At 37.4% G+C, this 13,126-nt stretch carries 10 protein-coding genes; 2 read left to right on the top strand and 8 right to left on the bottom strand.

The window, feature by feature from the left end:
- Positions 1-54: 54 nt before the first annotated feature.
- Together ABF682_RS09515 and ABF682_RS09510 are read right to left on the bottom strand one after the other, a co-directional pair.
- Positions 55-318: a hypothetical protein gene (locus ABF682_RS09515; protein ID WP_289980549.1), complete on the bottom strand. Its 264-nt coding sequence runs from the start codon at positions 316-318 to the stop codon at positions 55-57.
- A 106-nt stretch (positions 319-424) separates the two neighbouring features.
- A complete protein-coding gene (locus tag ABF682_RS09510) occupies positions 425-1,381 on the bottom strand; it encodes a ketopantoate reductase family protein (RefSeq protein ID WP_289980550.1) in 957 nt (318 codons plus the stop codon).
- Between the two features lie 751 nt (positions 1,382-2,132).
- On the opposite strand from ABF682_RS09510, the gene ABF682_RS09505 reads away from it, so the two are divergent.
- Positions 2,133-3,077 (top strand): ketopantoate reductase family protein, encoded by a 945-nt coding sequence (locus tag ABF682_RS09505; RefSeq protein WP_415619653.1) that lies wholly within the window; start codon positions 2,133-2,135, stop codon positions 3,075-3,077.
- Positions 3,078-3,238: 161 nt separating this feature from the next.
- On the opposite strand, the gene ABF682_RS09500 is transcribed toward ABF682_RS09505, so the two are convergent.
- The 6 genes from ABF682_RS09500 to ABF682_RS09475 form a co-directional block, all read right to left on the bottom strand.
- A complete protein-coding gene (locus ABF682_RS09500) occupies positions 3,239-5,770 on the bottom strand; it encodes a M1 family metallopeptidase (RefSeq protein WP_415619652.1) in 2,532 nt (843 codons plus the stop codon).
- 217 nt (positions 5,771-5,987) lie between these two features.
- A complete protein-coding gene (locus tag ABF682_RS09495) occupies positions 5,988-7,466 on the bottom strand; it encodes a glycoside hydrolase family 1 protein (protein WP_415619651.1) in 1,479 nt (492 codons plus the stop codon).
- A 36-nt stretch (positions 7,467-7,502) separates the two neighbouring features.
- Positions 7,503-7,820, bottom strand: a complete 318-nt coding sequence (locus ABF682_RS09490) for a PTS sugar transporter subunit IIB (protein ID WP_289980556.1) — start codon at positions 7,818-7,820, stop codon at positions 7,503-7,505.
- A gap of 160 nt (positions 7,821-7,980) precedes the next feature.
- Positions 7,981-9,372, bottom strand: a complete 1,392-nt coding sequence (locus tag ABF682_RS09485; protein WP_415619650.1) for a flavocytochrome c — start codon at positions 9,370-9,372, stop codon at positions 7,981-7,983.
- Positions 9,373-9,436: 64 nt separating this feature from the next.
- On the bottom strand, positions 9,437-10,819 hold the full coding sequence (locus ABF682_RS09480) for a class II fumarate hydratase (RefSeq protein WP_415619649.1): 1,383 nt from the start codon (positions 10,817-10,819) through the stop codon (positions 9,437-9,439).
- A 241-nt stretch (positions 10,820-11,060) separates the two neighbouring features.
- Positions 11,061-11,900 carry an aldo/keto reductase gene (locus ABF682_RS09475; protein ID WP_415619648.1) on the bottom strand — a complete coding sequence of 280 codons (840 nt, stop codon included), beginning with the start codon at positions 11,898-11,900 and terminating at the stop codon, positions 11,061-11,063.
- 186 nt (positions 11,901-12,086) lie between these two features.
- Between ABF682_RS09475 and ABF682_RS09470 the strand changes: the two genes are divergently transcribed.
- Entirely contained in the window at positions 12,087-12,998 is a 912-nt protein-coding gene (locus ABF682_RS09470) for a cation diffusion facilitator family transporter (protein ID WP_289980563.1), read from the top strand.
- Positions 12,999-13,126 lie beyond the last annotated feature (128 nt).

The following is a 13,126-nucleotide window of genomic DNA, read 5'->3' as shown; positions in this document are numbered from 1 at the left end:
TCAAACAGCCCTACCACTGCCATTCAATTTAAACTTTGCTTATCTTACGTTAAATCATTTTGTTTTTTCAATACTAAACACTGGTCGTACCAAAATACCCAACAGTACTACACCTAATGCTGCAACCACTATGCCAGCAAGAAAACTTCCAGCTAAGAAAATTCCTAATGCAGTTGTTGCAACTAACCCAAAGATAGTCAAAAAGATTCCTAGTTTCTGAATCATATTTAGACGATTAAATTCTCGATAAAAACCTACTTCCAAGAGTAAAACACCAATAACTGCGATAGTTCCGAATAGCACGTGTCCAAATACCATAATTATTTCCTCCTCTTTTTTAACTCTTTGAGTTTAAAACATTGATATATCCTTGAGTATATCAATCATTTTAGTATCCCGTCAAGTAGATTGTGTAAAATATTTTTTAGTGATATTTTCTCATCAACTCAGCCAGGTGAACTTGTTGTGTAACAAATTCATGAGTACGACAAATATAATCATGTTCACGACCGATTTTTGCAATATAGCCATTGATATAGTCAACTTCTGTTGGCCTTCCTTTAGAAAAGTCTTGATACATAGACGGATAATGATACTTAAGTGCATGGCTTGTAGTTGTAACTGAATCAATCTCCTCTTGTCTAGTTTCAATCAGATAAATTCCAGCCCGTTCGCACGCATCATATGCTTCATCAAATAATTGACGTGCCATCTGAGGAACACCTTCATACTCAATAAACTGACCCATTTGGACTTCAAACATCGTACACAACGTATTGACAACAGCATTAAAAACCACTTTTGACATGCACATTCCAAGATAATCTGCAACAACAATTGGCCCTAAGTATGCTTTTTTCAAATCCGCAACAAAATCTGTAATCTCTCCTGGAACACTCTTGCTTGCATACATGGCAAGATGCATAACTTCTGCACCTTTTGCTCCCATAAAATCAACATCTGCTGGTCCATCTAGCCTTGTGGCAATCATTGCAGTTCCGCAAATTATTTTCTCAGGTGAAAAATATTGAGCGATTTTTTCAAAATGACCCATTCCATTCATCGCAGAAAAAACATATTGATCATCATGAAAAAGTCCTGCTTTGGCATCACGTGCGAGTTCTTCTTCCAGCTGCATCTGTTTTTTAAAAACTATCCATACATCGGGATGACCTTGATATTCTTCTGGATAATAAATGTTAATTGGAACAACCCTTCGATTTTCATGGTCTCTGGCTACTGAAACTCCACCCAACTCACGAACTTTCTCTACATTTGGTTCCCAAGTATCAATGAAGTCAACCTCAACACCTGCATTCTCCTGTAACATAACACCATAACGATAACCCATTGCGCCTGCACCAATAACTCCATACTTCATACTATCAACATCTCCTTTTTTTTAATACAAAAAACGCCCTTAGATTGATTGTATCATCAATCCAAGGGCGTTCGTAAACGCGGTACCACCTTTTTTGAACTAAAAAGTTCATCTTAAAGGAAATAACAAAATTGTTATTCCAACTTTATAATGGAAGTATCCATCTTACCTCTGAAAGCAAGCTCTCAAATACAACTTTCGTAAAATAGTTTTGATATGTTTGCACCACCACATACTCTCTAAGCAAAACTAAGTCATTAATCTTTGTAGTTGAATAAACTAGTCTATTAATATTGATATTAGTTTATTCCAAGAAGTTTAAGATGTCAATCTTTTTTTAATAAAAAACTAATTTTAAATTCATTTTACATATAATCAACTTTTCTTTCAAAAGCTATTGACTACAGCAAAAAAAAGTATTAGACTTCAAACATATTAAAAAAAGATGAGATAACGTGTTGATGAGAAGCTTTATTAATTAGATGGATTTAGCGAACCTAATCTTGGTGAAAGTAGGTATCCTAGATTAATAAAAATCATCTCTGAGCGTAGTGGTCGAAATTTGCAGCAAATAAGTAAATCACTTTGGGGGCACCCATTATAGTGCTGACGAATTGATTTTTAGTTCGAATAAAGGCTCACATCGTGAGTGAACAAAAGGTGGTACCACGCGAGGGCGTCCTTTAGACATTTGTCTATTGGACGTCCTTTTTTTCATCTTCATCATAAAATATTACTAGGAGGAGTTTTCATGAAATTTACAGTATTAGGTTCAGGCGCTATGGGTTATCGCTATGGTGTTTTACTTCAAGAAGCGGGCAATGAGGTTGAATTTGTTGATACTTGGAAACCAAATGTTGAAGCAGTCAAAAAACAAAACGGTGTCTTTGTATCACGTGATCATAAGAATAGGCAGCTCACTCCTATCAAGATGTTTTATCCTGAAGAATATACGGGTAATCCTGACGTATGGGTAGTTTTCGCAAAACAAATGCAACTTGAAAGTCTGCTCCAACGAATAGCACCTAAATTCAACGAAAATCAATATGTCTTAACATGTATGAATGGAATGGGACACGTTGAAAAGCTGTTAAATTATTTTAAACCCGAAAAATTAATTGCTGGAACTGCCCTTGTCGCTACAGTCTTGAATGGACCTGGAGATGTCGATTTTATTGGTGCACGTGGAGCCGGAACAATGAATTTGGCAAATTATACTGAAAAGCCGGATGAGCTGACACACAAAATTGTAACAGAACTTGAAAAAGCACAATTCAATCCGACCTTAACCACTAATTTCTTAGGGACCTTAATGGCCAAAGTTGTTTTCAATTCTGTTGTCAACACATTATGCACACTCTTTGAAATCACCATGGGAGAGTTTGCAAGCTATCCCGGTGCCGATGAACTGAGTCGCCAATTGATTAATGAAGCCTACGACATCTGCGAACGTGCAAACATTACCATGATTAACTCACGTCAAGAAGAATTAAATAGTGTTAATTATGTGTCAAAAGTTGCTAATCCGCTACATTACCCTTCAATGTATCAAGACATGTCACACAATCGTCCAACTGAAGTTGATTACATCAATGGCTATCTCGTTGATCTTGGTAGAAAATACCGTTATGAAGCCTCAACACATGCATTCCTGACTCATTTGGTTCACTTAGCAGAACACACACGCCATCATTAAAGACTCAAACAAACATAGGAAAAGGATGTATGACACAAACTGATAATTTCGAATTAAACGGAAATTTTTGACTTAGAGTATCCGCTTATCCAGAATCAAAAAAAGCTGAAGCAAAATTCAAAATTTGCCTCAGCTTTTTTCTGCCTTATATTACTATATTTTTATAATGCTTCTTTAATTGCTTTATTTACACTCTCTCCTTGTTCAGCAATTAACTTAACACGGCTTTCAATTACACTTGTATCCATCTTAATTTCACGTGTCAGTCCAGGAACCTCCAGCTTAGGTTCAAAGAAGTCTTTAAACTCAAACAGTCTTTTCTCGGTACGCAAAACGCGGGCAATTACTGTGATAAAAGTCGTAAACTCCATGTCGCCACCAACAGTAGCTTCCAACCATTGCCAATCATTTCTAATCCAGTCCCAGGCTAGCTGCTCACCTTCATCATTTGATAATACCCCTGCAAACCAAGCACGCAAATCTTGTGGCTTAATTGTTTCTGAATCTTCAAATTTGTCAACAAGTTCCCTAAGAATTACTAAATCTTTGGTACTTGTTAATGCTCCACAAATATCTGCTTTATAGCTTCCATCTGCTGATTGACGGTACTCTGCCAATAACTTTTCGAATAATTCATGGCTACCGAAACTTTTGACTTCATTTATTAATACTGCCGCGCGGACATCCGCCTGTAAACCTGATAATTGGGTTTGATTTGCAGTAAACAACTTATGAGCTTGAGCAACGGCTGTCTCATTGTCACCATAGATTGCTGCACCAACAACATACGGCCTCGTTAATTGATCATCAACCGATTCATTTGTTTTTTGAATCCAACCTAAGCGTTCAACTTGGTGTGCACTTAATTTAACATACAGCATCTTTAAATTTTGTTCTTCTGGAGTATGTGGTGCCGCAAATTTACGCAGATTTCTCGCTACACTGTACAAAGAAGTGTTGACTAATGCATATTTACTATCTGCAAACTTGCCAAGTAATGGCACAATTGTTTCATATGAAACCTGATTACCCTCAGCCAGCAAACGCAAGTCTTGAAGAATTTGCAATTGTGTGATCGAATCAAATTCCGTAACATCCTGTAAGATATCATTCAACAACGTATCATCATATCTGATAATAAAGTGTGAGCTATTACCAACATTGATTCGCAGCGGTTCACCCTTTTGTTCCCGCAAATGCTGGTACCCAGCAATTGTAACTTCATTTTTCGACATAATTGTAGGAACTTCTTCGTAGTTACTGTTCAGTGGAATTTGCCATTGACGTCCCTCATCATGGCCTTCACCAATAAAAAACTGTTTCTGTGACAGGACAATATTGTCATCTACAACTTTTGCAGTTACTACAGGATAACCCGGTTGCTCTAGCCAAGAGTTAATAATCTTTAACACATCTATTCCTGATGCTTTGCCTAGTGCTTTCCATAAATCAGCACCGGTTGCATTGCCGTATTGATGTTCTTCAAAATAGTCTTTCAAACCAGCCCGCAATGCAGTATCGCCGATTAGTGCTCTAACCATCACTAACATTCTGGCTCCCTTAGCATAGACAATTGCACCATCAAATAATGCATCAATCTCAGCAGGATTTTCAACTTGAACATGCACCGATTGAACACCCTCAGTTGCATCTCTTTGCAATGCTGCAGGAACTTCCGCCGCTTGGAAAGTCTCCCAGATTCCCCAATCTGGCTCTAATGCATCAATTGCCACATACTCCATCATGTTAGCGAAACTCTCATTCAACCATAAATCATCCCACCACTTCATGGTTACTAAATCGCCAAACCATTGATGAGCTAGCTCATGAGCGATTACAGTAGCAACAAGTTGCTTCATGTCTAGTGAAGTATTATCTGGGTCAAGTGTCAGATAGGCTTCACGATAAGTCACCAAGCCCCAATTTTCCATTGCCCCTGCCGAAAAGTCAGGTAACGCCAATTGCCATGAATGTGGTAGTGGATATGGTGTTTCATAGAAATCTTCATAAAATTCAATTGAACGTTTTGCAATATCCAAGCCAAAATCTAATTCATTAGCCTTATGTGCTTTTGTTGCAAAAACCCCAATCTTAACCCCACTTTTAGTCTCAGCATACTTGCCTTGCAAGTCCCCAAACGCAAATGCCACCAGATATGTTGACATCCGAACAGTCGTATCAAAATAGTGTACACCAGCTTTAACATGATTTTCAGGCATATTAGCCAGTGTCAATTCTCCTGGATGTTCATCATATTTCAAAGCTAAATCAAATGTTGCTTTCGCCTCAGGTTCGTCAATACAAGGAAATGCTTGGCGCGCAAAATTTGTCTCGAACTGGGTCCCAATAATCTGTTTTTTGACACCATCAACTTCATAGTAAGAAGGATAAATACCCATCATCGAATCAGTTAATTTCGTCTCATAATCAATCTTGATTTCAATTTCACCCGGTTTATCTACAGTCAGACGAAGAGCCTCACTAGCCGTATCAATCTCAAATTTACTTTGTTTCCCATTTACCTCAACAAGACTAACCTTCAGATTTTTTTGATGAATTGCAATATTTGTGCTGGTTGCGATTCCCGTAATCTTGGTTGTCCCATTTATTTTCTTAGTCTTACGATCTATCTCAATGTAGATATCATAATGTGCTGGTTGGAAATCATTGTAGAATTGTGCTATTTCAGTCATATTTTCTCCCCGCTTTATCAGAATATAATTATTATACATCCTTATAGTACTAACTTGAAACAGACAAGTTTCATATCCTTTACTTTTGAAGCCCTAAATTGTCGATAACTTAAATAAGCAACAAAGCCACAATGAAATAGTTACTTTCTGCAGTTTTATTGCCAATAAAATTAAATTTTTGACCTTTATTCAAGGACTGCTACTTTTATCGTATCTTCTAGATTTCTGAACCATTATTCTGTATTACTTCTTTATACCAGTAAAACGAGTCTTTTGGAATTCGTTTCAGAGTCCCGTTTCCTTGATCATCGCGATCAACATAGACAAAGCCGTATCGTTTCCTCATTTCGCCGGTTCCCGCCGATACCAAATCAATGCATCCCCACATTGTATACCCTAATAAATCAACACCATCAATCTCAATTGCGTCTTTCATTGATTTAATATTCGCCTTTAAATATTTAATTCGATAATCGTCATGTACTTCTCCATCTTCAAGAACATCAGCCCAACCTATCCCATTCTCGACGATCCAAAGAGGTTTATGGTATCTATCCCACAATGTGTTTAACACTATCCGCAGACATTCTTGATCAGTAGCCCATCCCCAAGCATTAGTCTCCAAATAGGGATTCTTTATTCCATTAATTCCCATGTTTCCACTGACCTTTGCTTCTTCTTGATGTGTTGTGAACACAGAAGAACCATAACATGAAAAGCTTAAAAAATCGGCAGTGTATTTCGCAAGCAGCTTATAATCTTCGGGACTATCATCAAGTACAATTCCTTCTCGTTCATATTTTTTCCAGCGATACTCAGGGTACTTTCCGCCAGTTTGTACATCCGAGTAAAATAACATTTTCTGATTCATTTCCATAATTTTAACTTGGTCAACTGGGTCACATGTATAGGAATATAGGGGTTGATAAGCCAACATTTGTCCTACTTTAATTTCCCAATCAATTCTATGCGCAAGTTTAACTACTTTTGCACTAGCAACAAATTGATTATGTGCGGCTTGAGCTCGGTTTTGTGGTGTGGGATTAAGCACACCTCCTGCAATATAAGGGGACAAGTCCATCGCATTAATCTCGTTAAATGTTAACCAGTACTTCACTCGATCATGATAACGTTCAATTACAATAGACGAATATTTTTCAAAATAGTCAATTAATTTACGGTTAATCCAACCACCATATTTGACAGATAAATTAAGCGGTGTCTCATAATGGGACAAAGTTACTAATGGTTCGATTCCATATTTCTCTAATTCATCAAATACCTGATCATAAAACTCTAGACCTAACTCATTAGGCTGCTCATCATCCCCGTTTGGGAAAATTCTTGCCCAATTAATTGATAATCGATATACTTTAAATCCCATTTCGGCCATTAAAGCAATATCTTCTTTGTAGTGATGATAAAAGTCAGTCGCTGTATGACTCGGGTAGTATTCATCTTCAAGTACTGTAGGAGTTGCACCCGTCGGTATCTCGAATTTCTTACCCCATATTACCGGGGTATGCCCTTTTTTATTTGTTTTCTTGTCAATCCATGTAACCTTTCGTGCTTCAGTATGTGAGCCGTTAGTTAATACATCTGCGGTATTTAAGCCTTTGCCATCCTCTAAGTACGCTCCCTCATACTGGTTAGCAGCAGTAGCTCCACCCCACAAAAAATTTTCTGGAAAACCCATTCTTTGCCACCTTTCGCTGATTAAAATTATGGTCCATTAAGCCATTAATTCTTCTGCTTGTTTCAAAACTTTTGCACCATTCATCATCCCATATGCCTGCATATCAATTACATCCAGTGGAATTTTTTTATCAAGTAACTTCTTACTAACATCATTCTTCATGTATCTAATCTGCGGCCCTAATAAAACAACATCAATTTCTTTTTCTATTAACTTTTGACTAATTTCGGACGCCGAGATTGCAAAAATATCATATTCTTTGCCTTGTTCCTTTGCTGCACCTTGCATCTTAGCGACAAGCATACTAGTACTCATACCTGCTGCACAACATAACATAATAGTTTTTTCACTCATAATAAACATATCCTCTCTTCATCATTTTTAAATATCTATTTACACACTTATTTTACATTATTTAGATAGCGCTTTCAACCTTTCTAAGATTTATAAAAAAATAGAGCTGTCTTTTAAACAACTCTAGCAAAGAGGGACTCTTATCTAGTTTTCAACCCAACTATTGCTTCAAATACACATATGCTTGCTGTGCAGCCTGTCTTCCAAAAACAACTGTTTCTGCAATGGAGTTGCCTCCGATTCGATTATTACCATGTAATCCACCTGCAACCTCTCCAGCAGCGAAAATTCCTGGAATCACATATCCATTTCCATCTAATACTCTGGTCTTCTCATCAACATGGACCCCACCCATTGTATAATGGACTGCTGGTGCAACATGAATTGCATAATATGGCCCTGCATCTAATTTGATGTTCATTCCTGTTTTTCTGCCAAATTCGGTATCCACTGTGGTTTCAACTGCCTTATTCCATTCTGATAAAGTTGAAACTAAGTTCTTACTATCAATTTTTAAGATTTCAGCCAATTCAGCAATTGTTGGTGCACTCTTTACCAATCCTATATGATTATAGAATTCAATTGCCTTAACACGTTTTCTGACTTTTTCATCAAAGATTAGGTACGCACTCTTTTCTGGTAAAGCAGTAATTGCATGTGAAACAATTTTTCTTGTATCCAATTCATCAACAAATCGTTTTCCTTTTGCAGATACAAGAATGGCCCCTTCACCACGAACCGTTTCGCCTATCAGATATGCATGCGGTGTGTCTTGTTGCACTGTCGGATGAATTTGAATCATTTCCATCTGAATCAATTCCGCGCCTATTTCTTGTGCCAGCAACAATCCATCCCCCGTTGCACCACTTTGGTTGGTCGTCTTATAATTCATCAATTCTGGACGATATTTCTTGATCCATTCACTGCCAGCCCCAAAGCCACCGGTTGCAATGACAATCGACTTCCCCGTAATCGTCTTTTGCGTCTTATCATCCAGACTGATAACTACTTGCATATCAGCCGTATTCTTCTTTATATGTTCAACCTTAACTTGTGTAAATAGAGGAATTTTCTCTCTCTGAACAACACCTAACAGCCCTTTAATTAAATATGCTCCAACTGGTGCAGTTGAAGCTGGCCGATGTGCTCTTTTTTTGCTCATTCCACCTGTAATCGTTAGATCCGTCAACTCTATATTGTGCGAAGAAAGCCATTCAATCGCCAATGCAGCATGCGTAGTAAAATATTCCAACATTTCTTGGTTATTCAGCTTTCCTCCACCTTGATATGTCTCATTATAGAATTCAGCAAAACTGTCAACTACTCCATGTGTTAATTGTACTTCCGTTTCGGCGGCATTCATGCCAGATGATGCACGATTAGTATTACCTCCAATCTTATCCATTTTTTCTAGAATAACTGGTTTGAGTCCAAGTTCATTTGCTTGGATTGCGCAAGTTAGGCCCGTACTGCCGGAGCCTATTATTATTACATCGTAATCTGCTTTAAGTTGCTCAATTGGGCTAGATGTGAAAACGAACTTTTCAGGCATTCTTTTTTCTCCTCTCATTTTTAGCACTATTTACATTTAAACTTTCTATTCCTACACACACTCTTTACTTTGAGTTAATTTGTGTCATCTTCTTAGGATCTACCCATTTATCAAAATCACTTTCTGAAATCTCTCCCGAGTCTAATGCCACTTCTTTCAATGAAAGGCCTTGCTTTTGTGCCTTTTGTGCGATCTCAGCACTTTTATGATATCCCAAATGCGGTGACAAAGCTGTAACAGTCATTAGTGAATTATCTACTAAAGCTGCCATTTTCTTTTCATTAACTGTCATTCCAGCAATCATTTTTTCATTAAAGCCATTGACGGTAAGCGCCAGCAAGTTCGCTGATTCCAGAAAAGCCTCAATAATCACAGGTTTATAAACATTCATTTCAAAGTTTCCCTGTGATGCTGCCACTGAAATTACTGTGTCGTTGCCAATCACACGCACAGCTGCCATCGTTAGTGCCTCGGCCTGCGTAGGATTAACTTTACCTGGCATGATTGATGATCCAGGCTCATTTGCCGGAATATTCAATTCACCATACCCAGCACGAGGACCGCTTGCTAAAAACCTGACATCATTTGCAATTTTAAGCAAATCTGCCGCCAACGTTTTTAGTGTCCCATGTACAGCGTTTATCGCTGAGTGTGCAGCTAATCCATAAAACTTATTATTTTTCACATTGAATTTGCCTTGATAATATTTACTAAGCTCATCATTTACAATTTCAGTAAATTCTTTTGTTGTGTTCAGCCCTGTTCCTACCGCAGTTCCTCCCAGTGGCAATTCATACAAACTCTCCTTTGTACCATTGATAAACCCTAAATCATGATCCAACATGCTTACCCAGCCGCTAATCTCTTGACCAAAAGTCAATGGCGTTGCATCCTGCAGGTGTGTTCTCCCTATCTTTACAGTCTCCCAATAAAGATCTTGTTTATTCTTTAACGTGATAGTTAGTTTCTGAACTTCTGTAATGACATTCTTCAAAGCCTGAGTCGCTGCAATATTCATCGCGGTAGGGAAAACGTCATTAGAACTTTGACCCATATTAACATCATCATTTGGTAAAATTTCTAGACTGGAATTAAGCTGCTTCGCCATATGGGCGATAACTTCATTAACATTCATATTCGTTTGTGTCCCGGAACCGGTTTGATAAACGCGCAATGGAAAGTCACGCCTTAATTCTGCATCTTCAAGCTGTAATAAGGCATCGGCCGACTTGATAATTAAATCACTTTTTTCTTCAGTCAGCTTTCTTAGTTGCCCATTAGCCACTGCGGCGGACCTTTTAATTACTAATAATACTCTAATTACATCCAAAGGCATCTTGTTGCCCGCTTTAAAATTTTGCCTACTTCTCTCAGTTTGTGCCCCCCACAGGACATTTGCAGGAATATTAACAGGCCCAATTGTATCGCTCTCAACTCTAAAATCCACTTTGTTGCAACTCCTTTTATATGATAGTTTGTTAAGTTTTACACAATAAATTTTACAAGGGAGCTGAGTCAAAAGTTATATTTTGATTCGGTTCCTCTTTTATCTATTAAGAATAAACGTGTTTCATAAGTCAAAGCTCTCCGTCTAACTTAGAATTACTCATAGCAAAGTTTTCACTATGTTCATAATTTTGAGTTAGTTTTCAAATTCCCCCGACTTTGTACTGCCTTCATATTTTCTACTATTTTAAATTTTCAAGTTCTTTAAATTCAGCATCCGTTAGTTCAATCTTAGCTGCTTTTAAATTCTGCACTGCATGTTCCTTTGACTTAGTACCAGGAATTGGCATTACGACTGCACTCTTTTTCAATAGCCAAGCCAGCGCAATCTGCGAAGAGCTTGCATCGTATTTATCTGCAATCTTCAGCAATCTTTTATCTTTACTTAACTTTCCTGTTGCAAGTGGGAACCATGGAATAAATGCCAAATGATTTTTTTCAGCAAACTTCAATACATCTTCATCAGCACGGTCAATCAAATTATATCTATTTTGAACAGATACGATTGGAACAATCTTTTGTACTGCCTCAATTTCAGGAATTGAAACTTGACTCAACCCAATATGCTTAATCTTTCCTTCACTTTGCAATTCCTTTAGAACATTGATCTGATCTTCAAGAGGGACCGTCTTGTCAATTCTATGAAGCTGTAGAAGATCAATTTGCTTCAATCCCAATGAAAACAAATTTAATTCAACCTGTTGCCTTAGATAATCCGGACGGCCATTAGGGGTCCATTGCCCTGGTCCTTGTCTTGTAAATCCAACTTTTGTTGCTACCATTACATTGCTATCCGGCCGCTGTTTCAATGCTTCTTTCAAATAAAGATTGGCGAAAAAAGGCCCATACGAATCTGCAGTATCAATAAAGTTAACACCATTATCAATTACAGTTGTGATTACCTCCACAGCATTTTCAACGTCTTTAGCAGGTCCCCAAACACCCTCACCAGGCAATTGCATTGTCCCATATCCTAAACGATTGACCTTCGAACCACTGCCAAAATCAAAGAATTGTTCCATGTGCAGTTCCTCCTTTTTATTTATATATTGATGATACATCAGATATCTTCAAGAATTGTTACAGAAGCGTTTCTTTTTTATTTTTTTAAATTTCTGATAGATTCTCATTGTTTTTCCTAACCCCCAGTGCTATATTTAAGACAATATGAACATATACTCATATCATCATAGAGGGGAAGTAGGAGTATGGAACAATCTAATAACACTAACTTAAGATTCTTATCAGTCACGACTCTAAATATTTTAATTACTTTTTTTGAATTAGTTGGCGGCTTACTTTCAGGCAGCCTTTCACTGATTTCTGATGCATTTCATAATTTTAGTGATACTTTTTCAATTGTTTTAAGCTATTTTGCTAATGCTATCGGCCACAAAAAGGCTACTCCTAAAAACTCCTATGGTTATCGCCGTGCAGAAATTCTAACTGCTCTGCTCAACTCAATCATATTAGTATTAATCTCTTTATTCTTATTATTCGAAGGAATTAATCGTATTCAGCATCCTGAAGCCGTCAAGGGTGCAATCATGTTTTGGGTGGCAGTCGTTAGTTTTATTGCTAATTTAGGTGCTGCTCTCTTGTTACATGGCGGAGCAAACAATAATCTTAATATTAAAGCTACTTACTTACACCTGTTAAGTGACTCCCTTGCCTCAATTGGAGTAATAATTGGTTCCATTTTTATTTACTTTTTTAATCTCACTTGGATTGATCCTGTTATTACTATTTTAGTATCACTCTATATTGCTTATGAATCTCTCCCAATTATCCAGCAAACATTCAGAATCCTTATGGAAGGATCACCCGATATTAATGTCGAACACGTTAAGAATGATTTGTTAGCTATTCCTGAAATAAAGGATGTTCATCACTTTCATTCTTGGTCAATTAATGAAAATGAGCTAATGGCATCTGTACACGTCAATCTGCCCGATTTGCCACTGAGTGAAACCGAGAAGATATATAGCAGTATTGAAAGCATATTAAAAGATAAGTACAATATTAGTCATGTTACAATTCAAGCTGAATGTACCCGTGGCCTAAAAAAGGCGATGTGCCTATCCAGTGAGGATGAGAATAGCAGCGTAAACAACAAATAGAAACACGTTTCAATGGAGGTTGTATTTATACGGAAAATGAGGCTAGGTCAAAAGTTAATGTTTGGCCTAACCTCTCTCCTACGTTTAGTCAAGCCTCTAATTTCTTATTTTTTTAATCTTTGAACTAG

This window comes from Liquorilactobacillus sp. (assembly GCF_047719775.1).
GTDB lineage: Bacteria > Bacillota > Bacilli > Lactobacillales > Lactobacillaceae > Liquorilactobacillus.
Note: the sequence above shows the minus strand (reverse complement) of the source record. Positions and strands in the feature narration are given on the sequence as shown.

What these genes read in the sequence shown, in the direction of transcription:
- ABF682_RS09515 (WP_289980549.1), bottom strand. Translation starts at nt 318, where the DNA reads ATGGTATTTGGACACGTGCTATTCGGAACTATCGCAGTTATTGGTGTT.
- ABF682_RS09510 (WP_289980550.1), bottom strand. Translation starts at nt 1,381, where the DNA reads ATGAAGTATGGAGTTATTGGTGCAGGCGCAATGGGTTATCGTTATGGT.
- ABF682_RS09505 (WP_415619653.1), top strand. Translation starts at nt 2,133, where the DNA reads ATGAAATTTACAGTATTAGGTTCAGGCGCTATGGGTTATCGCTATGGT.
- ABF682_RS09500 (WP_415619652.1), bottom strand. Translation starts at nt 5,770, where the DNA reads ATGACTGAAATAGCACAATTCTACAATGATTTCCAACCAGCACATTAT.
- ABF682_RS09495 (WP_415619651.1), bottom strand. Translation starts at nt 7,466, where the DNA reads ATGGGTTTTCCAGAAAATTTTTTGTGGGGTGGAGCTACTGCTGCTAAC.
- ABF682_RS09490 (WP_289980556.1), bottom strand. Translation starts at nt 7,820, where the DNA reads ATGAGTGAAAAAACTATTATGTTATGTTGTGCAGCAGGTATGAGTACT.
- ABF682_RS09485 (WP_415619650.1), bottom strand. Translation starts at nt 9,372, where the DNA reads ATGCCTGAAAAGTTCGTTTTCACATCTAGCCCAATTGAGCAACTTAAA.
- ABF682_RS09475 (WP_415619648.1), bottom strand. Translation starts at nt 11,900, where the DNA reads ATGGAACAATTCTTTGATTTTGGCAGTGGTTCGAAGGTCAATCGTTTA.
- ABF682_RS09470 (WP_289980563.1), top strand. Translation starts at nt 12,087, where the DNA reads ATGGAACAATCTAATAACACTAACTTAAGATTCTTATCAGTCACGACT.